Annotated in this window: 25 protein-coding genes; 3 read left to right on the top strand and 22 right to left on the bottom strand. The window is 65.4% G+C overall.

Going from position 1 to position 23,589, the window contains the following annotated elements:
* Window positions 1–4: 4 nt before the first annotated feature.
* The 4 genes from dcd to ACT7B3_RS06855 form a co-directional block, all read right to left on the bottom strand.
* The gene (gene dcd, locus ACT7B3_RS06870) at window positions 5–571 is read right to left on the bottom strand and encodes a dCTP deaminase (RefSeq protein WP_444677881.1); all 567 of its coding nucleotides are present in this window, start codon (window positions 569–571) and stop codon (window positions 5–7) included.
* Between the two features lie 96 nt (window positions 572–667).
* Window positions 668–1,471, bottom strand: a complete 804-nt coding sequence (gene apbC, locus ACT7B3_RS06865) for an iron-sulfur cluster carrier protein ApbC (RefSeq protein WP_445158853.1) — start codon at window positions 1,469–1,471, stop codon at window positions 668–670.
* Between the two features lie 170 nt (window positions 1,472–1,641).
* The gene (locus tag ACT7B3_RS06860; RefSeq protein WP_445157340.1) at window positions 1,642–2,808 is read right to left on the bottom strand and encodes a hypothetical protein; all 1,167 of its coding nucleotides are present in this window, start codon (window positions 2,806–2,808) and stop codon (window positions 1,642–1,644) included.
* Between the two features lie 136 nt (window positions 2,809–2,944).
* Window positions 2,945–3,535, bottom strand: coding sequence for a hypothetical protein (locus ACT7B3_RS06855; RefSeq protein ID WP_445157339.1), 591 nt, complete (start codon window positions 3,533–3,535; stop codon window positions 2,945–2,947).
* 164 nt (window positions 3,536–3,699) lie between these two features.
* On the opposite strand from ACT7B3_RS06855, the gene ACT7B3_RS06850 reads away from it, so the two are divergent.
* Window positions 3,700–4,734, top strand: coding sequence for a serine hydrolase domain-containing protein (locus ACT7B3_RS06850; RefSeq protein ID WP_445157338.1), 1,035 nt, complete (start codon window positions 3,700–3,702; stop codon window positions 4,732–4,734).
* Between the two features lie 403 nt (window positions 4,735–5,137).
* Window positions 5,138–6,049, top strand: a complete 912-nt coding sequence (locus ACT7B3_RS06845; protein ID WP_445157337.1) for a YihY/virulence factor BrkB family protein — start codon at window positions 5,138–5,140, stop codon at window positions 6,047–6,049.
* A gap of 4 nt (window positions 6,050–6,053) precedes the next feature.
* Here ACT7B3_RS06845 and ACT7B3_RS06840 read toward each other — a convergent pair whose 3' ends face one another.
* The 14 genes from ACT7B3_RS06840 to ACT7B3_RS06775 form a co-directional block, all read right to left on the bottom strand.
* The gene (locus ACT7B3_RS06840) at window positions 6,054–7,454 is read right to left on the bottom strand and encodes a glycosyltransferase family 2 protein (protein ID WP_445157336.1); all 1,401 of its coding nucleotides are present in this window, start codon (window positions 7,452–7,454) and stop codon (window positions 6,054–6,056) included.
* A 9-nt stretch (window positions 7,455–7,463) separates the two neighbouring features.
* Window positions 7,464–8,594: a HEAT repeat domain-containing protein gene (locus tag ACT7B3_RS06835; RefSeq protein ID WP_445157335.1), complete on the bottom strand. Its 1,131-nt coding sequence runs from the start codon at window positions 8,592–8,594 to the stop codon at window positions 7,464–7,466.
* Window positions 8,584–9,372, bottom strand: a complete 789-nt coding sequence (locus ACT7B3_RS06830; RefSeq protein ID WP_445157334.1) for a YaiO family outer membrane beta-barrel protein — start codon at window positions 9,370–9,372, stop codon at window positions 8,584–8,586. Before ACT7B3_RS06830 ends, ACT7B3_RS06835 begins: the two co-directional genes overlap by 11 nt.
* Complete coding sequence (locus ACT7B3_RS06825) at window positions 9,372–9,764, bottom strand: response regulator transcription factor (RefSeq protein ID WP_445157333.1); 393 nt, start codon at window positions 9,762–9,764, stop codon at window positions 9,372–9,374. The genes ACT7B3_RS06830 and ACT7B3_RS06825 overlap by 1 nt, the downstream gene beginning before the upstream one ends.
* Window positions 9,761–11,446, bottom strand: coding sequence for a sensor histidine kinase (locus tag ACT7B3_RS06820; protein ID WP_445157332.1), 1,686 nt, complete (start codon window positions 11,444–11,446; stop codon window positions 9,761–9,763). Before ACT7B3_RS06820 ends, ACT7B3_RS06825 begins: the two co-directional genes overlap by 4 nt.
* An 8-nt stretch (window positions 11,447–11,454) precedes the next feature.
* The gene (locus ACT7B3_RS06815; RefSeq protein WP_444677893.1) at window positions 11,455–11,679 is read right to left on the bottom strand and encodes a lipopolysaccharide assembly protein LapA domain-containing protein; all 225 of its coding nucleotides are present in this window, start codon (window positions 11,677–11,679) and stop codon (window positions 11,455–11,457) included.
* A 112-nt stretch (window positions 11,680–11,791) separates the two neighbouring features.
* On the bottom strand, window positions 11,792–12,394 hold the full coding sequence (locus ACT7B3_RS06810; RefSeq protein WP_445157331.1) for a HupE/UreJ family protein: 603 nt from the start codon (window positions 12,392–12,394) through the stop codon (window positions 11,792–11,794).
* Between the two features lie 37 nt (window positions 12,395–12,431).
* Window positions 12,432–13,070 carry an urease accessory protein UreG gene (gene ureG, locus ACT7B3_RS06805; protein WP_444677895.1) on the bottom strand — a complete coding sequence of 213 codons (639 nt, stop codon included), beginning with the start codon at window positions 13,068–13,070 and terminating at the stop codon, window positions 12,432–12,434.
* Window positions 13,071–13,346: 276 nt separating this feature from the next.
* Window positions 13,347–14,081: an urease accessory protein UreF gene (locus ACT7B3_RS06800; RefSeq protein ID WP_445158852.1), complete on the bottom strand. Its 735-nt coding sequence runs from the start codon at window positions 14,079–14,081 to the stop codon at window positions 13,347–13,349.
* Window positions 14,059–14,610 carry an urease accessory protein UreE gene (gene ureE, locus ACT7B3_RS06795; RefSeq protein WP_445157330.1) on the bottom strand — a complete coding sequence of 184 codons (552 nt, stop codon included), beginning with the start codon at window positions 14,608–14,610 and terminating at the stop codon, window positions 14,059–14,061. The genes ACT7B3_RS06800 and ureE overlap by 23 nt, the downstream gene beginning before the upstream one ends.
* 223 nt (window positions 14,611–14,833) lie before the next feature.
* The gene (gene ureC, locus ACT7B3_RS06790) at window positions 14,834–16,549 is read right to left on the bottom strand and encodes an urease subunit alpha (protein ID WP_445157329.1); all 1,716 of its coding nucleotides are present in this window, start codon (window positions 16,547–16,549) and stop codon (window positions 14,834–14,836) included.
* Window positions 16,546–16,914, bottom strand: coding sequence for an urease subunit beta (locus ACT7B3_RS06785; protein ID WP_444677898.1), 369 nt, complete (start codon window positions 16,912–16,914; stop codon window positions 16,546–16,548). The genes ureC and ACT7B3_RS06785 overlap by 4 nt, the downstream gene beginning before the upstream one ends.
* 10 nt (window positions 16,915–16,924) lie before the next feature.
* On the bottom strand, window positions 16,925–17,227 hold the full coding sequence (locus ACT7B3_RS06780; protein ID WP_103967785.1) for an urease subunit gamma: 303 nt from the start codon (window positions 17,225–17,227) through the stop codon (window positions 16,925–16,927).
* Between the two features lie 17 nt (window positions 17,228–17,244).
* Entirely contained in the window at window positions 17,245–18,138 is an 894-nt protein-coding gene (locus ACT7B3_RS06775; protein ID WP_445157328.1) for an urease accessory protein UreD, read from the bottom strand.
* Window positions 18,139–18,512: 374 nt separating this feature from the next.
* Between ACT7B3_RS06775 and ACT7B3_RS06770 the strand changes: the two genes are divergently transcribed.
* Complete coding sequence (locus ACT7B3_RS06770; protein ID WP_445157327.1) at window positions 18,513–19,070, top strand: phosphoribosyl-AMP cyclohydrolase; 558 nt, start codon at window positions 18,513–18,515, stop codon at window positions 19,068–19,070.
* A gap of 46 nt (window positions 19,071–19,116) precedes the next feature.
* Here ACT7B3_RS06770 and urtE read toward each other — a convergent pair whose 3' ends face one another.
* Genes urtE through urtB form a run of 4 tightly spaced genes read right to left on the bottom strand, consistent with a single transcriptional unit; the run spans window position 19,117 to window position 23,377 of the window.
* On the bottom strand, window positions 19,117–19,815 hold the full coding sequence (urtE, locus tag ACT7B3_RS06765) for an urea ABC transporter ATP-binding subunit UrtE (protein WP_445157326.1): 699 nt from the start codon (window positions 19,813–19,815) through the stop codon (window positions 19,117–19,119).
* The gene (gene urtD / locus ACT7B3_RS06760) at window positions 19,815–20,654 is read right to left on the bottom strand and encodes an urea ABC transporter ATP-binding protein UrtD (protein WP_445157325.1); all 840 of its coding nucleotides are present in this window, start codon (window positions 20,652–20,654) and stop codon (window positions 19,815–19,817) included. The genes urtE and urtD overlap by 1 nt, the downstream gene beginning before the upstream one ends.
* Window positions 20,651–21,793, bottom strand: a complete 1,143-nt coding sequence (gene urtC / locus ACT7B3_RS06755) for an urea ABC transporter permease subunit UrtC (RefSeq protein WP_445157324.1) — start codon at window positions 21,791–21,793, stop codon at window positions 20,651–20,653. Before urtC ends, urtD begins: the two co-directional genes overlap by 4 nt.
* 3 nt (window positions 21,794–21,796) lie before the next feature.
* The gene (gene urtB / locus ACT7B3_RS06750; protein ID WP_445158851.1) at window positions 21,797–23,377 is read right to left on the bottom strand and encodes an urea ABC transporter permease subunit UrtB; all 1,581 of its coding nucleotides are present in this window, start codon (window positions 23,375–23,377) and stop codon (window positions 21,797–21,799) included.
* Between the last annotated feature and the right edge of the window lie 212 nt (window positions 23,378–23,589).

Raw genomic sequence — 23,589 nt, 5'->3', positions numbered from 1 at the left:
ATGATTAGGTACGGGGCAGAGTCACTCCCCTCTGCCCCATATACTTGCCGCCGCGGTCCTTGTAGGAAACCTCACACACCTCGTCCGACTCCAGGAACAGCATCTGAGCCACGCCCTCGTTGGCGTAGATCTTGGCCGGCAGGTTGGTGGTGTTGGAAAACTCCAGGGTCACATGCCCTTCCCATTCCGGCTCCAGCGGCGTCACGTTGACGATGATGCCGCAGCGAGCGTAAGTCGACTTGCCCAGGCAGATGGTCAGCACGCTGCGCGGGATACGGAAGTACTCCACAGTGCGCGCCAGCGCAAAGGAGTTGGGTGGAATGATGCAGACGTCGCCCTTGATGTCGACGAAGCTCTTCTCATCGAAGTTCTTCGGATCGACCACCGCGGAGTGGATGTTGGTAAACACCTTGAATTCATCGGCACAGCGTACGTCGTAACCGTAACTGGAGGTCCCGTAGGAAATCACCCGCTGATCGTTCACGTAACGCACCTGGTCGGCTTCGAAGGGTTCAATCATGCCTTCCCGCTCGGCCATGCGGCGGATCCAGCTGTCGGGTTTGATGCTCATGGGACGTCCTGAAAGAAGTGCCGAAGAATGATAGATGTGGGGCCGCCATGATAGCGGCCCCGCAGGCGGGCGTCACGGCCACGCCACCGTTGCCGCTCAGTCGCTGAACGAGATGCTCGGCCCTGCTTCGGGCGAGTGCCCCTGCAGCGTGTCGGCGATCTGGCGTGCCATGTCGCGGAAGGTGGCGGTTACCTCTCCCTCCGGCTCGGCAATTACCGTGGGCCTGCCGCCATCCGCCTGCTCGCGAATCGACAGCGCCAGCGGCAGCCTGCCCAGCACACGGGTATCGTATTCGCCGGCGATGCGCTCGCCGCCGCCCTCGCCAAAGATCGGCTCGGCGTGCCCGCAGTTGGAGCACACGTGCAGGCTCATGTTCTCCACCACGCCCAGCACCGGCACGTTGACCTTGCGGAACATCTCGATGCCCTTGCGCGCGTCGAGCAGGGCGATGTCCTGTGGGGTCGTGACGATGACCGCACCATCTACCGGCACCTTTTGCGCCAGGGTAAGCTGGATGTCCCCGGTGCCCGGCGGCATGTCGATGAACAGCACATCGAGATCCTGCCAGGCAGTCTGGGTCAGCAGCTGCTGAAAGGCTCCCGCCACCATCGGGCCGCGCCAGACCATGGGTTCGCGCGTGTCGACCATGAAGGCCATCGACATGGCCTGTACGCCATGAGTCTCCAGTGGCCGAAACTTGTTCTCGCCGGCCTGCTGAGGGCGCACGCCTTCCGGTACGCCCAGCATCTGGGCCTGGCTTGGGCCATGGATATCGGCATCCAGAATGCCGACGCGGTAGCCCTCGGCCACCATGGCCAGCGCCAGGTTCACGGTAACGGTGGACTTGCCGACACCACCCTTGCCGGATGCCACGGCCACGATATGCTTGACCCCTTCGATCACGACTGACTCCTTGGTTGCTACGTTGGCAACGTGCCTTACAGGCGCGTACGTGCCTTGCTCTGGCGACAGTATAACGTGCCTGGCCCCTCGCCGAGGGCCCATTAGCCTTGGCCTGAAACGACGATGCGGCGAGCCGAAGCCCGCCGCATCGTGTTCCGCTGGACGAATCAACCGCGCTCGGCGGCTGCCTCGGTTTGTTGCTGCTGGGCCTGCGGCTCCTGCTCTTGCTGGCCCTGCTCGCCCTGCTGCTGGCGCTGCTCGCCCTGCTGCTGGCCCTGCTCGCCCTGCTGCTGGCCCTGCTCGCCCTGCTCGCCCTGCTCGCCCTGCTGCTGCAGGTTCTGCTGTGCCGGCAGCTCCAGCTCGGCCAACGCTTCACGCCACTGGGCCAACTGGGTCTCGAGCTGCTGCAGCTGCTGCTCGCGACGCTCGATCTGACGCTCGAGCTCCTCTAGCTGGCTGCGCCCCTCCTCGATCTCGCCGGCCAGCGACTCCTGTTCCTGACGGGTCTCCTCCAGCTCGCTCATGGCGGCGCTGCGCTCATCCCTAACGTTGCCAACCTCACGCTCAACCTCGGTGCGCCAGGCTTCCAGCGCCTCGATGTCATTTTCCATCGCCTGCAAGGTCTGCTCACGCTCATTGAGCGCCTCGCTCAGCGCATCGAAACGCTGCTGGGCCGCCTCGGTCTCCTGGCGCAACTCCTGCAGGCTCGACTCAGCCTGCTCACGCTGCTCTTCTGCTTCGCGGCGGGCGGCCTCGGCCTGCTGGCGCTCTTCCTCGACGGCCTGGCGAGCGGCTTCGGCTTCCTGACGCGCATCCTCGGCATCCTGGCGAGCCGTCTGGGCATCGCTGCGCGCTTGATCGACCGTTTCGTAGTCGCTGCGCAGCTGTGTAACCGTTTGCTCCATCTCGGTAATTTCAGCCTGACGCGACTCCACTTCAGCGTCGAGCTCACCGCGCTGCCCCTGCAGCTCTTCAAGCTGCTGCTGGGCCTGCTGCGCCTCGGCCTGCAGCTGCTCGAGCTGGGCGCGTGCAGCCTCCTGTTCTTCTCGCATGGCGTCTTCCGCCGCCTGGCGCTGCTGCTCGAGGTCATCGAGGCGGGCCTGCAGGGCAGCGATATCCTCGCCTGCCTGATCGCGCTCGCTCAGTTCCGCCACCAGGCGACGCTGCTCTGACTGGGCGGCGGCCAATTGCTCTTCGAGAACGGCACTGCGCTCACGCTGGTTGCTGGCACTGTTATGGGCAAAGATCGCCCAAAGAATGGCAAGAATCGCTACAGCCACCACCCCCATGACGCGCCTGTCCTTGTAGAGTGGGCTCTCGGTTGTCTCCGACATTGGGCAAGTCCCTCTTGCTGGTCGATATGAGCTTACCGCGCAGGGGCGGCAGCGCTGTTGTGTTCACAGTCAGCATACATAGCGAAGTGGCCGGGCGAAAGCTGCGGCAAGGCGCCTCCGGGGGAGCCTGTGCCGGTCAGGGCGCGGCTTCGATGCGCCAGTTGGAGAGCCAGGGAGACCCCTTCACCTCGACATCCAGTTGGCGCAACCATTGGGCAACCACCAGATTCGATTGATGAAGCGCGGAGTAGTCCCGTGGGTAGGGCACGAAATACAGTCCGTAATCCTCGCTGAAGACAGGCTCCATGCGCGCCCGTGCGAAGTGCGTATCCAGGGACTGCTGCAGCGCTATGACAAGCTCGGCGTCGGCCTGCAGGGAATAGATCGTCTCGATGCCCTCGGGTGCCAGCCGATCAAGATGGGAATGGGGCGAGTCGATGTCACCGTGTTGGGTCCGTCCGATGCCGCTGCGGGTCGGCCAAAGCATGGCAGCAACCCCGCGCCAAACGCCTTGCCTGCCTTCGACATACCACTTCCATTCGCCATAGCTGTACCGGGCCACCCCCCCTTCTCGATGAGGCATGACCAGGCTCGCATGGCGACCATGGTCCAACAGAAAGATCTCGACAGGCGCCTCGAGCGTATCCACGGGCGGCGGGGATACGCGCCCGGCACAGCCAACCAGCAGCAGTGTCAGCAGCAGCAGGAAGCGGAGATCATGGCCCATGGCAACCCCGTTCGTTCAGTTGTCAGAATGCCTCTTCCGGCACAAGATGGCAGTAGGAACCGGGTAACTGCAAGGCGACATCGGCACAAGGCACCGTGACCGGATGTGACCAAGGAGGACACAGCATGTCGAGCCCAAGCGTAAGCGCGTTGCATCGAGTCCATTTGTCCCGGGCTCTGCTTCCCCTGGCCCTGGCGGGCCTGCTCCTTGCGGGACTCGCGGTTACCACCGCTCCGGTGCATGCCGCCGAGCGCCTGAGCCACAGCATCCTGACCCGCACGAGCGAAGCGGCCAAACGCATCGAGCGCCTGCATACCCTGGTCGTGGCCGAACAGGGCGAGATCGTACTGGAGCAGACCTACAACGGCCCTCCCGCTACCCAGCCGGTCAATATCAAGTCCTTGTCCAAGACTGTACTGGCCGCCCTGACCGGAGCCGCCATCGCCGACGGGCTGATTACCGGCGTCGACCAGCCCGTCGTCGAGCTGCTTGGCCCCTTGGTACCCGATGATAGCGATCCTCGCGTCGAAGAGATCACCGTAGGACACCTGCTGTCGCTCCAGGCCGGGTTGGAGCCCACCTCGGGGCGCCACTACGGGGGGTGGGTGGCGAGCCGGAACTGGGTGGCCAATGCCCTCTCCCGCCCCTTCGTTGATCGGCCCGGGGGTGAGATGCTCTACTCCACCGGCAGCAGCCATATCCTTTCGGCAGCGCTGACCCAGGCCAGCGGCGAAAGCACCCTGGCCCTGGCCAGGCGCCTGCTGGGCGAGCCGCTCGGCATCACCCTTCCAGCCTGGCCTCGCGACCCACAGGGTATCTATTTCGGGGGCAACGACATGGCGCTCTCGCCTCATGCCTTGATCGCCCTTGGCGAGCTGTATCGGCACGATGGAAAGATCGGCGATACACGGGTGCTGCCCGAGGGTTGGGTGGAAGCTTCCTGGCAGCCTCGTGGCACGTCACGCTGGACGGGGGACCGCTATGGATACGGCTGGTTCATCACCACCCTGGAGGATACGCCGGTCTACTATGGGCGAGGCTTCGGCGGCCAGGGGCTCTATGTGATTCCCGCCCGTGCCTTGACCGTCGTGTTCACCGCCGACCCGCACCCCGACACCGCGGGCCAACGTTTCTCGCAGGAGCAGCTGCATCGCATCGTGAGCCTCCTGCTGCAAACCGAGACACAGAACGGAACATGACGGTGACCCGCTATCAGCCCCCCTTGCCGATCACACGGCCAGTCAAAAGCATGGCCGGGCGGGATTACCGCACCGGCCATGAACTCCGGGTAGGGCAGTGTCGCTCCGTGTCAGCGCAGGCCCAGCATCGACAGGATGAACAGAACCACGACGATCAGGCCAATGATATAGATGATATTGCGCATTACAGCTCTCCTTGCTGTCCGGATGAACGGGGGCCGGCATGGCAAGCGCCACGCCTGCCGTCAGCCACCAGTGTAGCGAACCTTCAGCATCCATCCAGCGAAGCGGCTCGCTTGTGAGCCTCCGGGTTCGGTAATACCTTGTTCAGGAAAGGATTAAAGCCTGAGTTCCAATACGGATTCAAAATGGGCCAAAACGCATACAGGGAGTTACCGTCCGCATGACCCGATTCAGCGCGTTGCTGGTCCTGATGCCGCATGTGGCGCGCTTTCTCTGGCGCGTGCTGGCCGCCTTTCTGCGCAATCGGGGGCTGCTGCTGGCCGGTGGCGTCGGCTACAACATCCTGCTTTCCATCGTTCCGCTGTTCGCCCTGCTGACCGTGCTGTTGACCCAGGTGTTCAACGAGGCCCTGCTGCTCGAAGTGATCGGCGTGCAGGTGCAGCACCTCGCCCCAACCCATGCCGAAGTCTTGCTCGACGCGGTACGCGCCCTGCTCGACTCGCGAGACATGATCGGCCTGTTCGGCATCGTGGTGCTGCTGGTGTTCAGCTCCTTCGTGTTTCGCATGCTGGAAGACGCGCTGGCGATCATCTTCCATGCGCCGGAAGTGCCGCAAAAGCGCAGCCTGTGGGTGTCGGTGCTGCTGCCCTATCTGTTCATGCTGGTACTGGGTGCCGGCCTGCTGGCCCTTACCCTGCTGGCGAGCCTGGCCGCGGCCATCGATGCGCTGTGGCTGGCTATCGTCGGGCGCCACATGCCTTTCGCCGGTCTCTCCGACCCGCTGCTCAACCTGTTCAGCTTCATCGGCGTGTTCCTGCTCTTCAGCGCCATCTACAAGGTGCTGCCGGTGGTCAACATCGCACTCCGGCGGGCGGTGGTGGGCGGGTTCGTAGCCGCCCTGCTGTGGGAAGGGGTACGCCTGCTGCTGATGTTCTATTTTGCCAACCTCTCGTTCGTCAACGTCGTCTACGGCTCGCTTGCCACGCTGATCGTAGTGCTGCTCACGCTGGAAATCGGTGCCGTGATCCTGCTGCTGGGCGCCCAGGTGATCGCCGAACTCGAGCACAACGCCAGGCGGGGCCTGCCGTGGTATGTCGACCCTCGACGCCAGCCGGTATCGCGGGTGGACTAACGGCTTACTGCCCCCACTGGCCGCTGCGCTTCATCACCCCCCACTGGTGCTTGCGCCGCGCAAACCACTGCCACAGGCCGCGGCAGCGCCACAGCGTGTTGAGCTGGCGATAGCCGAAGTTCTCCAGCACGGCGACGAGAAACAGCCGCAGCATGTCCCGGCGCCTCTGGTAGACACGAAACGACAGGGTTTCCAGCAGCAGACCGTTGACCGACAGCAGGATGCCCATGCCGATAGCCACCAGCAGGAACACGGTCAGGGCCACCGGCGAGATGATTCCCATGGCGAATCCGCCGAACATGAAAGCGTAGCCGGCCAGTTCGACCAGCGGCCCCAGCCATTCGAACAGCGCCATGAACGGCCACGCCAGGCGCCCCGGCGCACCGCCCCGCCGGCCGAACGCCAGCCGCACATGACGGCTCAGGCTTTCCGCCAACCCGCGCTGCCAGCGGCTGCGCTGGCGACCCAGCGTCCCCAGATCCTCCGGCGCCTCGGTCCAGCAGATGGGATCGGGCAGGTAGCGAATGCGATAGGGAATCTTGCGCTCGCGGTGGTAGCGATGCAGGCGCACCACCAGCTCCATGTCCTCTCCCACCGTGGTGGTGCTGTAGCCGCCCACCTCGGCCACACGCTCACGGTCGAACAGGCCGAAGGCTCCGGAGATGATCAGCACCGCATTGAGCGGCGACCAGCCCAGCCTGCCGAACAGGAACGCCCTGAGGTACTCGACGATCTGGAAGCGTGCCAGCAGGCTATCCGGGATTCCCGCCTCGAGCAGAAAGCCACCGCGGACCGTCGAGCCGTTGGCAATGCGCACCGTCCCGCCCGCGGCCACGGTGCGCTCGTCCTCAAGAAACGGCTGGACCACACGCAGCAGGCTGTCGCGCTGCAGGATGGAGTCCGCATCCACGGCACAGAACAGTCCATGGCGGGCAGCATTGATCCCGGCATTCAGCGCATCGGCCTTGCCGCCGTTGGCCTTGTCGATCACCTTCAGGTTGGGGTAGCGACGGGAGCGGTAGATGCCCCGAACCTCCTGATGCGGCACGCTGCGTCGCAGCGGCTCAGGATATGGCTCAAGCTCGAAGGCCTCGACCAGCACCGCCAGGGTCTCATCCTTGGAACCATCGTTGATCACTACGAGCTCGAACTCGGGGTACTGCAGCTGCAGCAGCGAGAGCAGCGAGGTGCGTATGGTGGCCGCCTCGTTGTAGGCAGGCACCAGTATCGACACGGCGGGCTCGAGCCCCAGATAGGGCGCCAGCTCCCCCAGTTCAGCGCGCTGGCGCATGTAGCGCCGCAGGCTCACCATCGAGAGCAGATTGAGCGCCAGATAACCGCCGTTGAGCAAAATGAAATAACCGATGAAACCGACCTGCCCCCACCACACCCAATCGATGCCCATGCGCTCTCCTCAACGACGCCGCTCGGCAATGGCTCGCCTCAGGGCATCCTGCCCATAGCGATCCGTCACGTCTTGCAGCCAGGCCTCAATGTCGGCGTCAGCCATACCAGGCAGCTCGACCAGGGCATCAGCGGCAGCCTGACGCACCCACCAGCTGGCGTCGGCCAACCGCTCGAGGAGAAAAGGAACCTCATCCGGCCCCGCTTGGCGACGCAGCGCCTGAACCGCCGCCAAGCGGACCTGAGGGGAGCTGGCCTCCAACCAGCGCAGGAGTAGCGCCCTGTCACGCGGATCACGGCGCTTCCCCAGACAGCTCAAGGCGGCACAGAGGGAAACCTCCCTTCCTTCCTGTGTACTGAAGCCCTCGGCAAGCAGGCGACTGGCCCAGGGGGCCACACGATTAGGCTCCGCCCAGACCAACAGCGATGTCAGACGTAGCGGTGGATCTTCTCCTTCGACGAGTTGCGATAGCAGAGGGCCGCTGACTGACGCCGGGCCAGCCTGACGACACAGCGCCTCGAGACGTGGTAGAGCCCAGTCGTGGCGCAGCTCTACCAGCGGGATGATGCGCTGCATAGCGCGGTCAGAATCCATCGCCACCAGGGTTTGCGCCGCGGTCAGCGCCACCACCGGGTTGCTGTCGTCCACCAGCGGCGTCACCTCCGCCCAGTAGCGCGTATCAGCCAGGTATTGCAGACAGCTTAGCGAGAGCAGCCGCCGATGGACGCCACGTCCACGCAGCAGCCTCACCACGCGACTGCTCATGCCGATGCCTTCGAAGAGCGCATTGAGGCGCTGCTGCGACGGCCCACGTACCTGGCGTCGCAGCCGCAGCCACAGCAACATGAACCAGATCTCCTGCTGCCTGCCGCGTGGCGGCCAGGGCAGCGCATCGCCATGCGCCATGCTCCATGCAGCGAGACGCGGCCGCCACTGCTCGGTGAACGCCTGGCGGCGACGCTCGCGCCGGCTGGCCAGCTCGGTCAGCACCAGCACCTGCAGCATGACCGCCAGGGTCAATGCGGCCAGCGCCATGGCGCTGTAGACGGCAAAACGCAGCACCGGGTCCTCGGGCGGCGTGGTCAAGACTTGAACTGCCTGGTACAGCAACTGCGGCAGTGCCGCCAGCTCAGAAGGCATATCTCACACCCAGCTGAACGCCGAAGCGGTCGTAGAGATCACCCTGACGGATCGCCCCGAGCTCCCAGCTCAGCGCCCAATTCTCTTCGAACCAGTGGCGACCAAGCAGCGCCGCGGAGGCCACATCCGTGGTCGCCACCTCGCCGCCGGGCAGTCCCTCTTCCTCACGACCCAGGGCGCCGCGCACCCCCACCGAACTGCGTTCGCCGTAGTAGTAATCCAGCGCAACCGCATGCCCTACCGGGGTGCCGGCCACATCCACGTCACTGACATTGAGGGTGTAGGCACCGCGCCAGTTGCCCCAGTAGCGCTCCATGCCCAGGGCCAGCCTGTCGACCTGGGAGCCCGCGTAGCGGGTGCGCCGCAGGCTGGCACTGCCCACGTAGCCTCCCCCCAGCACGCGCTGAACGCGCAGGTCGGCATGCCATCGGGCAAGAAAATCGGCCGAAAACGTGCGCCCCACCTCGGGCTGCACGACCCAGGCCTCGCCCAAGGGCACGGCAGCCCCCGCTAGCAGTGCTTCATCCCACGTGCCATAGCGACGCTCCCGGTGCAGTGCCCCGTACCAGGTCGGTTCGCCCCGCTGGGTCGACTGCACATCGAGCCGCTGGGTCAGCCAGTCGTCGAAACCGCTGTCCAGCGCATCGTAGCGCAGCGAAGCTTCCACTTCGGTGCGCCGCTCCTGAGCCTGTGCAGCGCTGGAGAGCGTCGACACGAGCAGCAGCGCCCCGATCAGCCCCCGCACGACAGCAGATCGGGCATCCACCCTACCTTGCATCAACGCCTCCTCATGAAACGACGCAGCCGAGCCAGCAGCTCCTCCGGCTGGAACGGCTTGGTCACGTAATCATCGGCACCGAGCTCCAGGGCCCGTACCACGTCAGTCTCACGCGCCTTGGCGGTGAGCATGATAACAGGCACGTCCTGCCAGGCCGGCAGTCGGCGCAGGTGCTCCAGTACTTCAAGGCCGTCATGGTAGGGCAGCATGATGTCGAGCAGCGCCAAATCGACCGGGGGGGTGTCGGAGAGGAGTTCGATCGCCTGACGACCGTCTGGCGCGTGCTCCACCACGAATCCCTGGCGCTCGAGTAGAAAGCGAATCAGAAAGGCAACATCCTCCTCGTCCTCCGCTAACAGGATTCGGGGCTTGTGATCGCTCGTGGTCATCATGTCGATTCCTTAGCTTGTTTTGTGTATCGACCGTCCTTAGGCAAGGCAGGAAAGCGCACCTGGAACTCCGTACCGGCCTTAGGCACCGAGGTAAACCCGATCTCACCGCCCATGGCATGGACCAGGCCTCGAGTGATCGCCAAGCCGAGTCCAGTGCCGCCGCTGCGTCTGCGATCTGAGCTATCCGCCTGGGCGAAACGCTCGAACACGCGCGGTTGAAACTCCAGCGGAATTCCATCGCCGCTGTCAGACACCGCCACCTCCCACCAGTCGGCCCCCGCATGTTTCACCAACCTGACGATAATGGTCACGGTGGCGCCTGCCGGAGAGTGCTTGCAGGCATTGGAAATCAGATTGGCAAGCACCTGGGAAAAACGATGCGGATCCAGCTCGAGCTCAGCTTGGGTTACGACAAATTCATGCTGCAGCTTGACGCCAAAGCTCTCGGCATACGGCGCGTTGTCGACCAACGCCTGTTCGACCAGTGCCAGCAGATCAACCTGCTGCAGGTGAACCTTCAGCTGACCTGCTTCAAGCTTTTCGATATCGAGTATGTCATCAATCAGACGCACCAAACGCTGACCATTCTTATCGGCCACCTGTACTAACAGCCTAGCATCGTCAGTCAATTCACCTGCGTAACCCTGCTGCAGCATGCTCAATGCCCCTTTCACCGCCGTGAGCGGGGTACGCAGCTCATGGCTGACGGTAGCGATGAATTCTGCCTTCATGCGCTCCATCTCCCGACGCTGAGTGATGTTGCGAGCGATCACAAGATGCTCATCGTCCCAGGTAGGAAGCATGCGTACTTCAAACTCGGCATCGTATGGGTCATGCCAGACGAAACTATGCAGCAGCTCTTCGGTACCGCTGCTCTCCAGATGCTCGTGTAATTCACGCACGAAAGCTTCCGAAACTGGCATATCCCCCACCAGTCGCAGGACACGCCTATCATGATCGATCACATAGAGGTCATCAGGCATGGCGTGTAGAAGAGCATGGAGCCTTGCCTCGCGATGCTCGGCACGTTCGAGCAACAGGCGTCGAATGGTGAGCACGCGATTCAGGGCACCAAAGGCCGCCAAAAAGAGGATCACCACGAACACGATCCCGATGATGCCCACCGTTCTTGCCCGAGCAGCCTGCTCAGCGGCACGCGCACTCTGTACGGCCAGCCGCTCACGCTCGTCCCGTTTGAGGGGGTCGAGGATGCCGTGAATTTGCGCCATGGTCTGACGCCCTCCGGCAGCCAGAAGCCGCAATGCGGCCGCTTCCAACCCGTCGCTCCCACGCACGGCAATGTTGTTCTCGGCAATACTCACCCGGCGCTCGATCAATGCCGCAAGCTGGGACAACCGATCATTCGATAGGCGCTGTTTCGCTTCCAGCCGTTCGAGTAGCAAGCTGCGCTCGGCGTCGAGCCGCTGCCGAGCGCTCTGGTAAGGCACCAGATAGTCGCTGCGCCCAGTAATGACGAAACCCCGCTCGCCAGTTTCCACTTCGAGCAGGGAGACTTGGAGATCCTGGATGGCCGTGATCAGCGCGAGGCCTTCATCGACCGCTTCATGGGTGACAAGCAGGGCTTGCTGAGCCCTTCCTGCCTGTAGCGCAAGAACGATCAGCAGCATGAAGGCAAACAGCGAGGCAAGGCGATGCAGAGCAACGGCAGAAAGTCGATTCACCACCCGGCTCACCTCGTAGATCGCTGGCGATCCTTGCGCAGTCGGCTCAGCAGATGGAACAGCGACTTGCCGCTGAGCATGCCGAATAGATAGATACCCAGCAGCAGAAGCGCCAGCGGAATGCGGGCACTCCACGTCAGGAAACGCACTTCGACCAGCACGATGTTCTGCACGAAAAGAATCACAACCAGCAGCGTGACGACGATCTTGAGCGCCAACCAAAGCGTATCCATACGCCTCTCCTAGCTATTTTCTTTTCAAGCTGCGCGGTTGAGCCTTCCATGTCAACTTTTTGATATAGCGCCGCCCCCGGCATGAGCCCAGGGCGGCGCTGACGACCGAGTATCAGCCGAAGGCGAACAGCGCCCCTGCAGCGGCGATCGCAACGCCCAGCGCCCGCAGGATACGGTTCTCACGCGCCATCAGGAACGCCCCCGCCGCACGCCCTGCGTAGGTGATGGCCAGCGTCGCCAGGGTGAAGCCGGCCAGATAGGCCAGCATGGAGGCACCGTGGGGCATCTCGCTGCCATGGGCATGGCCGTGGAACAGCATGAACAGCACGACCACACCCGCCCCCACCAGCGTGGGCACCTTGACCAGCGCCGCGATCAGCACCCCTGCCAGCAATACCGACATGGCGATGCCGAACTCCACGCCCGGCAATACCATGCCGGCCCAGGCCAGCCCCGCTCCCAGCAGCATCCCGCCCGCGGCCAGAGCCGGCGCAGCAAGGCTGAAGGCGCGGCTCTGACGCAGGCTCCACAGCCCCACCGCCAGCATCGCCAGCAGGTGGTCGAGCCCCAGCAGCGGGTGGGCCAGGCCGGCGGCAAAACCACCGCCGTGGGTATGGTCGTGCCCCGGGTGGGCCACGGCCAGCCCGGCGAGGAGGAGGAGCATCGGTGCCGCGAGCAGAGCCAGCTGCGTGGATGATGAACAGGTCGTTTTCATGATGGCGATCTCCAGGCCGAAGGTAGTCGAATGGTCGTCAGGCACTGGCCGGCTGGGCCTGGGGCCGGCGCTCCGGCAGCATGCCGCGGTCGAGAATGAAACGGATGATCTCCTCGAGGCCGATGCCGTCGTAGAGATTGGTGAAGACGAACGGGCGTTCGCCGCGCATCTTCTTCGAATCGCGCTCCATCACCTCGAGCGAGGCGTGAACCTGCTCGGCGATATCGATCTTGTTGATGATCAGCAGATCCGACTTGGTGATACCGGGGCCGCCCTTGCGCGGGATCTTGTCGCCGGCGGAGACGTCGATCACGTAGAGGGTCAGGTCGGAAAGCTCGGGGCTGAAGGTGGCCGAGAGGTTGTCGCCACCGGACTCCACCAGTACCAGCTCCAGGCCTGGATGCCGCTCCTGCAGTTCGTCGATGGCGGCGAGGTTCATCGAGGCATCCTCGCGGATCGCCGTGTGCGGGCAGCCGCCGGTCTCCACGCCGAGGATGCGGTCGGCCGGCAGCGCCTCGTGGCGCAGCAGGAAGTCGGCATCCTCGCGGGTGTAGATGTCGTTGGTCACCACGGCGATGTCGTAGTGGTCGCGCAGCGCCAGGCACAGCTGCTTGAGCAGGGCCGTCTTGCCGGACCCCACCGGGCCACCGACGCCGACGCGTAGGCAATGTGTCATGTCGTTACTCCTTGTTCATTCTTGAATGCAGCGTGGCTGGACATGGGAACACGCCGACTCACCACACCACGCGACCGAAACCCTGGCCCGACGGCCGGTCTCAGCGGTCGGAAAGACGGCACATCCCTGTGCCGGCTTTCCTCGATCTTCATCCATGAAGATCGACCGCTTCGCTTCGGCCGTCATGCCAGCGGCCGCGCGAGGTGGATTCGCCAGCGCTCCCCATGTCCCCAGTGCGTCATGTACCAATTCACCTGACGCCACGGTTCATCACAATCAACTCCGAAAAAGCCTCGAGTACTGCGTTTCGTGCAACGCGCTGGCCAGGGCCAGGCCGGGCAGCGCCGGGCCAAGTTCGTCGTCACCGAGCGCGAGGGCTTCATCCACCGCGGCGACCAACGCCGGGCGCAGCCGCTCGACCAGGCGCTGAGCAGCGGTGTGCCCCAGCGGCAACGCCTTGCAGGCCACCGCCAGCTGGTTCTCGAGCCAGGCCCAGGCAAAGCCGAGCATGGCCCGGCGCGGCGCCACCCCACGTACCTGGGCGGCCCAGGCAAACACCGTCACGTAGCCCACCCCGGCCGGTAGACCGGGCGCCTCGCCCGAGCGGTCGCCGGGCAGCAGCGCCAGGCTGCCCAGCAGCCGCGCCAGCGAGGCGCCCAGGCGCGAATCCTCGGCGGCCAGCTCGGCGGTCTCGCGGTTGGCGGCAAGCCAGCCATCCCACTGCGCGATCGCCTCGGCATCCTCATCCGCCCAGGCCTGCTGCAGGCGCGCCAGCACCGGCAGCTCGCAGCGGGTCAGGCCGTCGTCGAGCACGCCGGCCAGCCAGTCGCCGAGGCTCGCCTCGTCCTTTACCCAGCCCAGCTCGAAGGCGCTCTCCAGGCCCTGGGAAAAAGCGAAGGCCCCGATCGGCAGCGCTGGGCTGACCAGCTGCAACAGCCCCAGCAGCGCCAGGTCGTCGCTCTGGGCCGTGACATTCACGGGCGCCGCCTCACGGGGCATGGTGATGCCCATGACCGTGGTTGTGGCTATGTTCATGGTCGTGGCTGTGGTCGTGGTCGTGGTCGTGGTCGTGGTCGTGACCATGAGCGTGTGCATGGCCCAGCTGGTTGTAGGCGCCCGGCTCGGGGTCGAAAGGTGCCTCGTGCCGCTCCAGGCTCGCCCCCAGCAGCTCGGCCAGCTCCTCCAGCACGTGATCCGGCGGGAAGCGTACGTAACCACCCCGCCAGTCCTCGCCCAGCGCCAGTTGCACGTGGCGATTGCCCAGGTGGTAGGCGAGCCGCGCCAGGGGCAGGCCCGCTTCGATCCGGGCGGTCACCACCGGCTCGTCGGCAGCCCTGACCCGCACGATCTCGCCGCTCTCGGCGCGCAGCCCCTCGCCATGGCGCAACACCGGGCCACGGTCGAGAAACAGCCCCAGCTCGCGACCGGAGTCGCTGACCGCCTTGAGCCGACCGCGAATGCGCAGCTCATAGGGCAGCGTGAGGGTGTCGCTGGCCTGGCGCCCCTCGATGGGTCCCAGACGTTCGATCAGTTTCAGCATTGCGATTGCCTCCTCGCTGGCCGCCAGCCTTGACCTCGCTCAACGCCACGTGACCGAAACCCTGACACCATGGGCGAGCTCCCGCGGTCGGAAAGACGGCACATCCCTGTGCCGGCTTTCCTCGATCTTCGTCCATGAAGATCGACCGCGTCGCTTCGCCCGTGGTGTCAGCGGCCACGTGAGGTTTCGCGATGACAAGCTGGCTTGGCGATGTCGTCATGGTTCAGAACAGGTGGTAGCGCTGCGTCAGCGGCAGCTCGGTGGCCGGCTCGCAGGTCAGCAGCTCGCCGTCACAGCGCACCTCGTAGGTCTGCGGATCGACGCTGAGCTCGGGGCAGGCGTCGTTGAGCTTCATGTCGCTCTTGCGCACCCCGCGCACGTTCTTGCACGCCACCAGTGGGCTCACGAGCCCCAGCCGCTCCCCGACGCCGGCGTCCAGCGCCGCCTGGCTGACGAAGCTCACGCGACTCTGGCTCGCCGCGCGGCCGAAGGCACCGAACATGGGGCGGTAGTGCACCGGCTGCGGCGTGGGGATCGAGGCGTTGGGGTCGCCCATCGGCGCCGCCGCAATCATGCCGGCCTTGAGGATCAGCGCCGGCTTGACGCCGAAGAAGGCGGGGCTCCACAGCACCAGGTCGGCCAGCTTGCCCACCTCGATGGAGCCCACCTCATGGGCGATGCCATGGGTGATCGCCGGGTTGATGGTGTACTTGGCGATGTAGCGCCGGGCGCGGAAGTTGTCGGCGCCGAGCGCCTCGTCCTCCGGCAGCAGGCCGCGCTGCACCTTCATCTTGTGCGCGGTCTGCCAGGTGCGGCACACCACCTCCCCCACCCGCCCCATGGCCTGGGAGTCCGAGGCGATCATCGAGATCACCCCCATGTCCTGGAGGATGTCCTCGGCGGCGATGGTCTCGCGGCGAATGCGCGAGTCGGCGAAGGCCACGTCTTCGGGAATGTTGGGATCGAGGTGGTGACACACCATCAGCATGTCGAGATGCTCGTCGATGGTGTTGATCGTGTAGGGGCGCGTCGGGTTGGTCGACGACGGCAGCACGTAGGGCTTGGAGCAGGCGATGAGAATATCCGGCGCGTGACCGCCACCGGCGCCCTCGGTGTGGTAGGTGTGGATGCCACGCTCCTTGAAGGCAGCCAGGGTGTCCTCGACGAAGCCCGACTCGTTGAGCGTGTCGGTATGGATGGCGATCTGCACGTCGTAGCGCTCGGCCACGCTCAGGCAGGTGTCGATGGAGGCCGGGGTGGTACCCCAGTCCTCGTGCAGCTTGAGGCCGATCACCCCGGCCTCGATCTGCGCCTCGAGCGCCTCCGGCAGACTGGCGTTACCCTTGCCGAGCAGGCCGATGTTCATCGGCAGCTCGTCTACCGCCTGCAGCATTCTACCGATGTGCCAAGCGCCCGGCGTGCAGGTGGTGGCGTTGCTGCCGGTGGCAGGCCCGGTGCCGCCGCCGAGCATGGTGGTGATGCCGCTCATCAGCGCCTCCTCCACCTGCTGGGGGCAGATGAAGTGGATGTGGGCGTCGATGCCGCCGGCGGTGAGGATCTTGCCCTCGCCGGCGATGATCTCGGTGCCGGGGCCGATGACGATCTCCACGTCGGGCTGGGTGTCCGGGTTGCCCGCCTTGCCGATGGCCGCGATGCGGCCCGCCTGGATGCCGACATCGGCCTTGACGATGCCCCACCAATCGAGAATCAAGGCGTTGGTGATCACCGTGTCCATCACCGTGGCGTCGGCGCGCTGGCTCTGACCCATGCCGTCGCGGATCACCTTGCCGCCGCCGAACTTCACCTCTTCGCCGTAGTGGGTGGCGTCTCGCTCCACCTCGATCCACAGCTCGGTGTCGCCCAGGCGCACCCGGTCGCCCACGGTGGGGCCGTACATGTCGGCATAGGCCTGCCGGCCGATCTTGTTAGGCGTGCTCATGACGGGTCTCCATTCGCTGCGTCGCCGGATGACGATTTGCGCGCGGGGGCGGGCGCGATAGAGAGCGGGCCCATCACCTCACCGCGGAAGCCGTAGATGTGCCGGCTGCCGGCAAAGGGGATCAGCGTGACGTCACGGGTCTGGCCCGGCTCGAAGCGAATCGCCGTTCCCGCCGCCACGTCCAGGCGAAAGCCGCGCGCCTTGGCACGGTCGAAGACCAGCGCCGGGTTGGTTTCGGCGAAGTGATAATGGGAGCCGACCTGGATCGGCCGGTCGCCGGTATTGGCCACCTCCAGCGTGATCCGCTCGCGCCCCGCGCAGAGCTCGATCTCGCCGCCCTTCAGCTGATACTCACCAGGAATCATGGATGGCTCCTTACACAATGGGTGAGTGGACAGTCACTAGTTTGGTGCCGTCGGGAAAGGTGGCCTCGACCTGCACTTCGTGCACCATCTCGGCGACCCCCTCCATCACATCGTCGCGGCCGAGGATCTCGCGACCGTAGCTCATCAGCTCGGCCACGCTGCGCCCGTCGCGCGCACCTTCCATGATCTCGAAGCTGATCAGCGCCACGGCCTCGGGATAGTTGAGCTTGAGGCCGCGGGCCCGGCGTCGTTCGGCCAGCTGGGCGGCGGAGAACAGCAGCAGCTTGTCCTTGTCTCTCGGGGTCAGTTCCATGCGTCTCTCCTGGTGAGTCAGGTGAACCAGATACGGGGCGGATGAGCGGGCACACCGATGAGCAGCGGCCTCAGGCAGGCCCAGGCCTGCCGGCAGATCTCCCAGGCTTCGTTGCGTTCATGGCCGAGGTAGCGCAGCAGCAGTACGCCGTGGCGCACGGTCACCGCCCAGCGCGGGCTCGCCGCGAGCGCCTCACGCAGTGCCTCGATGGCGGCGGTTTCGTCACTGAGACCCACGGCCCATAAAGTGGCCTGTACGCTGGCGCCGCCCTGCCCCCAGCGACCGGTGAAGCGCGGGTGAGCCGGATCGAGCGGTTGGCGCTCCAGCCACAATGGCTTGCCGTCGCGATACAGCCGGAAGCGCTGATCGATGCGTCCCGACACATAAGGCAGCCGGCTCGCCGGCCGGCCCAGCGCCAGTACTTCCCAGCCCAGGCAGCGCGCCCCCGCCTCGAGTTCGATGAGCGTCTCCTGCACGCCCCGCGAGCCATCGAAGGCGATGGTCTCCTGGGGCAGCCATTCGAGAATGCCGTGCTGCGATACCTTAAGACTGGTGCGCTGTTCCCAGGCCACGCCGTGGCTGTCGGCCCGGTAGAGCTTGTTGGCGGCAGGCGTGGTCAGCAGCGCATGGGCTTGCGGCTCGACCCGCGCGGCGATGCTCAAGGCATCGCCGCTGACCAACCCGCCGGGTGGATGCAGCAAGTAGACGTGGCAGGCGCCATCTCGCCCTTCCGGGTAGAAAGGCCGCTGCACCCGTAGCGGGCCGCGGTGGCGCGCCTCGACCATACGCGTACGCCCATCGCGGCAGTCGAAGCCGAGCGTCAGCGACGCCGCCCAGTGACGCTCGGCATCGAAGCGATGGCCGGAGTGCGGCGCTGGCTTGGCGAAAGCGGAGGTGGCGAAAGCGGTCATGGGCGGCTCGTTCAGCGTATCTGCCCAGAAGTAGCAAGGCCCGTACCACAGCCTGAGCACTCTCTTTAAATTGTTCATTATCAAAAGCTTGAATAACACCCACCCCAGACCCGAGACACATTCTTGCCACATCGAGGTGCAGCTGCCGGCGCTCATTTGCATCACGCCGGTGCAGCTGCCCGAACAGTCGAACCACGATGGTGCATGAGCAACAGCGCAGCGAGCGGTTCGAGCGCAGCAGGCCGCAGGGCAGCCGAATAAGGGGAAAAACCGTGGAAGCGCCGACGGCCGCAATGGCTTCGCCGCAGGGCTGCGCTAGAGTGACAGCGCATTTTCGAATGTACTGTTCACCTAACCGAAAGGGAGAATTCGTGATGTTCAAGACGACGATTGCCGCTGCCGCCCTGGGTCTTGGCATGAGCGCACTGGCCAGCGCCGCCCCAGTCACTCACCTGGGTGGCGACATCACCGAGGAGCAGGTGCTTGCAGCCCAGCAGGCTTGGGGCGACGCCCTGGTCGCGATCTCGAGCACCTACGAGGAAGAAGGCATCGATGCCGCCACCGCCCTTGCCCGCGACATCATCGACAGCGCGTACGGCTATGCAATGGGGCCGGTGCTGTTCAAGCCCACCCTGGCCGAGGCCCCGCATACCTTCCGCACCACTCCCGAGGGCGCGCTGGCCTACTTCGTCGGGCACGACGAGGACTTCCCCGCCGACAGCGGCTTCGCACTGAAGGGCTGGCAGGAGGTCAAGATCGACAACGCCGCCATTTTCATCAGCGGTGACGTTGCCATGACCCTGGGCACCGTCTCGATTCTCGATGCCGACGGCAACACCACCACCGTCGACAAGACCTGGGGCTACCACCTGGACGACGAGGGAGAGCTGCGCATCGTGCTGCACCACTCCTCGCTCCCCTTCAGCCACTGACCAGGGCGCGCCGGCGCCAGCACCGCAGGGGCACGCTCCTGCGGTGCTATACCGTCAGGTGCTCCTTGATCAGCCCATCGGTGAGCTCGCCGATCTCGCCCCTGGCCACCGGCCTGCCGCGATCCATGATCACGAAGCGGTCGGCGTACTTGCGTGCGAAGGGCAGCTTCTGCTCCACCAGCAGCACGGTGAGACCGTCCTCCTCGATCAGCCTGCGAATCACCTCGCCGATCAGGGTCACGATATTGGGCTGGATGCCCTCGCCCGGCTCGTCGAGGATCAGCAGGCGCGGTTCGATCACCAGCGCCCGGCCGATGGCCAGCTGCTGCTGCTGCCCGCCGGAGAGGTCGCCGCCGCGGCGGTGCTTCATCTCCTTGAGCACCGGAAAGAGCTCGTAGATGCGCTCCGGGATGCTGCGCCTGCCGTCGCCCCGTGCCGCCAGGCCGGTGCGCAGGTTCTCTTCCACCGTGAGAAGCGGAAAGATCTGTCGCCCCTGCGGCACGTAGCCGATGCCCAGGCGCGAGCGATCCTCCACCCGCCGCCTGGTCAGCTCGACGTCGTCGGCATAGCGGATGCTGCCGGAAGAGACCTTCACCTCGCCCATGACGGCCTTCATCAGGGTGGTCTTGCCCACCCCGTTGCGGCCCATCACGCAGGTGCACTGCCCTGCCGGCACGGCCAGGTCGAGATCCCACAGCGTGTGGCTCTCGCCATAGAACTGGTTGAGCTTGTCGATCGCCAGCATCAGAGCGTCTCCTCTTCGGCTTCGGCACCCAGGTAGACTTCGATCACCCGTGGGTCGCTGGCGACCTGATCCATGCTGCCCTCCGCCAGTACGCTGCCCTGATGCAGCACCGTTACCTTGCGCGCAATCGAGCGCACGAAGCCCATGTCGTGCTCCACCACGACAACGGATTGCTTGCCGGCAAGCCCAGTGAGCAGTTCGGCGGTACGCTCCATCTCCTGCTCGGTCATGCCCGCCACCGGCTCGTCCACCAGCAGCAGGCGCGGGCGCTGCATCAGCAGCATGCCGATCTCCAGCCATTGCTTCTGGCCGTGGGAGAGAATCCCCGCCTGGCGCTCGCGCAGCGCCAACAGCCCGATGGTCGCCAGCACTTCGTCGATGCGGTCGCGTATCTCGCCGCTCATTCGCGCGGTGAGTGTGGGCAGGATGCGCTTGTCGGCGGCCATGGCCAGCTCCAGGTTGTCGAATACGCTGAGCGCCTCGAACACCGTGGGCTTCTGGAACTTGCGCCCGATACCGAGGCTGGCGATCTCTGGCTCGTTCATGGTCAGCAGGTCATGGCGGCTGCCGAACCACACCGAACCGGTATCCGGCCGGGTCTTGCCGGTGATGATGTCCATCATGGTGGTCTTGCCGGCACCGTTGGGCCCGATGATGCAGCGCAGCTCGCCGTCGTCGATGGTCAGGTTCAGGTCGTTGATCGCCTTGAAGCCGTCGAAGCTGACCGTCACGTCCTCCAGGTAGAGGATCGGCCCGTGGCGCACGTCGACAGGCGACGCCGCCGGCACCAGGAAATCGAACACCCGGTCACGCGTGGCCAGGGATTTGAGAATGCTCATGCCGTCGCCTCCTTGCCCGTGGGTGATGCGTCATCGTGTTGGCGGCGGCGTAGCCTGAGCGCCAGCAGCCCCGCCACGCCCCTGGGCAGGAATACCGTGACCAGCACGAACAGCCCGCCCAGGGCAAACAGCCAGGCGTCCGGCATCGCCCCGGTGAACACCGTCTTGGCGTAGTTGACCAGGATCGCCCCGATCACCGCCCCATAGAGCGTGGCACGACCGCCCAGCGCCACCCACAGCACGATCTCGATGGAGAACAGCGGCGAGAATTCGCTGGGATTGATGATGCCGACCTGGGGCACGTAGAGCGCCCCGGCAAGCCCTGCCAGCATGGCCGAGACCACGAACACAAACAGCTGGAAACGCTCGACCCGGTAGCCGAGAAACCGCGTGCGCGCCTCGGCGTCGCGGGTCGCCACGCACACCCGGCCCAGCTTGCTGGTCACGATGGCCCGACACAGCACGTAGCCCAGCGCCAGGGCCACGCCGGTGGCCAGGAACAGCCCCAGCCGGGTGTCGCTGCTGCGCAGGTTGAAGCCGAGGATCTCGCGGAAATCGGTCAGCCCGTTGTTGCCGCCGAAGCCCATCTCGTTACGGAAAAAGGCCAGCATCAGGGCGAAGGTGAGCGCCTGGGTGATGATCGACAGATACACCCCGGTGACTCGCGAGCGAAACGCCAGGAAGCCGAACACCAGCGCCAGCGCCCCCGGCACCAGCAGCACCATCAGAAAGGCGAACCAGGCCATGTCGAAGCCGTACCAGTACCACGGCAGGCTGTCCCAGTTGAGGAACACCATGAAATCGGGCAGCACCGGGTGGCCGTAGACGCCGCGGTCGCCGATCTGGCGCATCAGGTACATGCCCATGGCGTAGCCGCCCAGGGCGAAGAAAGCGCCATGCCCGAGGCTGAGGATACCGAGATAGCCCCACACCAGATCCACCGCCACCGCCAGCAGCGCATAGCTCAGATACTTGCCGAACAAGTTAACGGTATAAGCACTGACGTAGAGCGGATGGCCTGGCGGCAGCGCCACGTGCAGCACGGTCACCAGGGTCATCGCCGCCAGCAGCACGGCGAGAAAGATCAGCGTTGAACGCTCGCCGAACGGCCGCAGCAGCCAGAATCGTTGTGCTTGCATGAATCAGCCCTCCGCCGCCCGGCCCTTCTGCGGGAAGAGTCCCCGGGGGCGCTTTTGAATGAACAGGATGATGAACACCAGCACGATGATCTTGGCCAGCACCGCACCGGCCCAGGGTTCGAGAACCTGATTGATGACACCGAGCGAGAGCCCCGCCACCAGCGTGCCCCACAGGTTGCCCACCCCGCCGAACACCACCACCATGAAGGAGTCGATGATGTAGCTCTGGCCCAGGTTGGGCCCCACGTTGGTGAGCTGGCTGAGCGCCACACCGGCCAGCCCCGCCACCCCCGAGCCCAGGGCAAAGGTCATGATGTCGACCCGCGTGGCGCGAATGCCCATCGAACGCGCCATGGCGCGGTTCTGGGTCACCGCCCGCACCTCGAGCCCTAGCCGGGTGCGGCGCATGATCAGCATCAGCGCGGCAAACACCACCAGCGCAAAGCCGAGCACGTAGAGCCGATTGAGGGTGAGCGACAGCGCATCGTTGATGGCGATGGAGCCGCTCATCCACTCGGGAGTGACCACCGTGCGGTTGAGCGGCGAGATGGCGGTACGCACCAGCTGCTGCAGGATCAGGCTGATGCCGAAGGTGGCCAGCAGCGTCTCCAGCGGCCGCCCCTTGAGGAACTGGATCACGCCACGCTCGATGGCGATGCCCGCCAGCGCCGCTACCAGGAACCCGGCGGGCAGCGACAGGATCAGAGCCAGCCCCGGCTGGCCGGGCAGCAGCTGCTGCATCATCCAGGTGGTATAGGCGCCGAGCATGATCAGCTCGCCGTGAGCCATGTTGATCACGCCCATCACGCCGAAGGTGATGGCCAGGCCGATGGCGGCGAGTACCAGCACCGAGCCGAGCGAAAGACCGAAATAGAGCGTCTCGGCGGCGCGGTTGACCTTGAGCATCTGCTCGATGCCGTTCAATGCCTCACGAGCGGCGTCGGCCACGACCGGATCGTCGCCGTTGGCGGCACGGCCCTCCATCGCGCCCGACGCCGCGCGGGCGAGCGCGACACGCACGCGGGGGTGCAGGCTGCCGCGCAGATCGTCGATTGCCTCGATCTCCCCCTGTTCCAGGCGGTAGATGGCCAGCGCCTGGACCAGCCGTTCGCGGACCCGGGCATCGGGCTCCTCGGCGATCACCTCGGCCAGCGGTCCCGCCAGGTCGTCGTCGACCTCGCCCAGCAGACGCTCGGCCGAGGCCCGCCGCAGCCGCACGTCGGCGGCATACAGGTCGACCACCGCAATCAGGCTACGCAGCTGGTTGCGCAGGGCGTTGTTGATGCCAATGCGGTCCAGCTCGCGGCGCGACATCTCGCCCAGCGGCTCGCCGGTCAGTGCATCCTCCACCGGCCAGTTGCGCCCGCTGTTGTCGACCACCACCACGAAACGCCCGTCCTGGTCGCGCTGCAGGCGTCCGTCGAGCAGCGCCTGCAGCCAGTAGCGCGACCGCGGATCCTCGCTTTCGGCCACGGCAGCGATGGCCTCGCCCTTGGCGACGAAACTGGTAACGTCCAGCGCCTCGAGCAGCGCCTCGGCGGCATCGTGCGTGTCGGCATCCTGCGCCATGGCGGGAGTCGTCATGATGAAACCGAGCGCCAACACCAGCGCCAGCACAATCCGTATCGGCCAGAAGGCGCGAGGCGTGGCGTCATGTTCGCCCCTGGCCACGGCGCCGCCGGCCCTCGCCCCGGCCGTCTCCTGGCCGGGAATCGGGGGGTAATTCATCGCAGCGTTCCTCGAATCGGTAGAGAAGGCGTGCTCCCCCACTGCACTTGGGCAGCGGGGGGCGGGAC

The organism is Halomonas sp. E14, from assembly GCF_052568415.1.
Note: the sequence above shows the minus strand (reverse complement) of the source record. Positions and strands in the feature narration are given on the sequence as shown.

Excerpts from the sequence above, each read along its gene's own strand:
- ureG (WP_444677895.1), bottom strand. The coding sequence starts at position 13,070 with ATGACACATTGCCTACGCGTCGGCGTCGGTGGCCCGGTGGGGTCCGGC.
- ACT7B3_RS06770 (WP_445157327.1), top strand. The coding sequence starts at position 18,513 with ATGTTCAAGACGACGATTGCCGCTGCCGCCCTGGGTCTTGGCATGAGC.
- ACT7B3_RS06860 (WP_445157340.1), bottom strand. The coding sequence starts at position 2,808 with ATGTCGGAGACAACCGAGAGCCCACTCTACAAGGACAGGCGCGTCATG.
- ureC (WP_445157329.1), bottom strand. The coding sequence starts at position 16,549 with ATGAGCACGCCTAACAAGATCGGCCGGCAGGCCTATGCCGACATGTAC.
- ACT7B3_RS06780 (WP_103967785.1), bottom strand. The coding sequence starts at position 17,227 with ATGGAACTGACCCCGAGAGACAAGGACAAGCTGCTGCTGTTCTCCGCC.
- ACT7B3_RS06815 (WP_444677893.1), bottom strand. The coding sequence starts at position 11,679 with ATGGATACGCTTTGGTTGGCGCTCAAGATCGTCGTCACGCTGCTGGTT.
- ACT7B3_RS06830 (WP_445157334.1), bottom strand. The coding sequence starts at position 9,372 with ATGCAAGGTAGGGTGGATGCCCGATCTGCTGTCGTGCGGGGGCTGATC.
- urtD (WP_445157325.1), bottom strand. The coding sequence starts at position 20,654 with ATGAGCATTCTCAAATCCCTGGCCACGCGTGACCGGGTGTTCGATTTC.
- ACT7B3_RS06825 (WP_445157333.1), bottom strand. The coding sequence starts at position 9,764 with ATGATGACCACGAGCGATCACAAGCCCCGAATCCTGTTAGCGGAGGAC.
- ACT7B3_RS06840 (WP_445157336.1), bottom strand. The coding sequence starts at position 7,454 with ATGGGCATCGATTGGGTGTGGTGGGGGCAGGTCGGTTTCATCGGTTAT.
- ACT7B3_RS06835 (WP_445157335.1), bottom strand. The coding sequence starts at position 8,594 with ATGCCTTCTGAGCTGGCGGCACTGCCGCAGTTGCTGTACCAGGCAGTT.
- ACT7B3_RS06845 (WP_445157337.1), top strand. The coding sequence starts at position 5,138 with ATGACCCGATTCAGCGCGTTGCTGGTCCTGATGCCGCATGTGGCGCGC.
- ACT7B3_RS06775 (WP_445157328.1), bottom strand. The coding sequence starts at position 18,138 with ATGACCGCTTTCGCCACCTCCGCTTTCGCCAAGCCAGCGCCGCACTCC.
- ACT7B3_RS06810 (WP_445157331.1), bottom strand. The coding sequence starts at position 12,394 with ATGAAAACGACCTGTTCATCATCCACGCAGCTGGCTCTGCTCGCGGCA.
- ACT7B3_RS06785 (WP_444677898.1), bottom strand. The coding sequence starts at position 16,914 with ATGATTCCTGGTGAGTATCAGCTGAAGGGCGGCGAGATCGAGCTCTGC.
- ACT7B3_RS06800 (WP_445158852.1), bottom strand. The coding sequence starts at position 14,081 with ATGGGCATCACCATGCCCCGTGAGGCGGCGCCCGTGAATGTCACGGCC.
- ureE (WP_445157330.1), bottom strand. The coding sequence starts at position 14,610 with ATGCTGAAACTGATCGAACGTCTGGGACCCATCGAGGGGCGCCAGGCC.
- ACT7B3_RS06855 (WP_445157339.1), bottom strand. The coding sequence starts at position 3,535 with ATGGGCCATGATCTCCGCTTCCTGCTGCTGCTGACACTGCTGCTGGTT.
- dcd (WP_444677881.1), bottom strand. The coding sequence starts at position 571 with ATGAGCATCAAACCCGACAGCTGGATCCGCCGCATGGCCGAGCGGGAA.
- urtB (WP_445158851.1), bottom strand. The coding sequence starts at position 23,377 with ATGACGACTCCCGCCATGGCGCAGGATGCCGACACGCACGATGCCGCC.
- urtE (WP_445157326.1), bottom strand. The coding sequence starts at position 19,815 with ATGCTGGCGATCGACAAGCTCAACCAGTTCTATGGCGAGAGCCACACG.
- urtC (WP_445157324.1), bottom strand. The coding sequence starts at position 21,793 with ATGCAAGCACAACGATTCTGGCTGCTGCGGCCGTTCGGCGAGCGTTCA.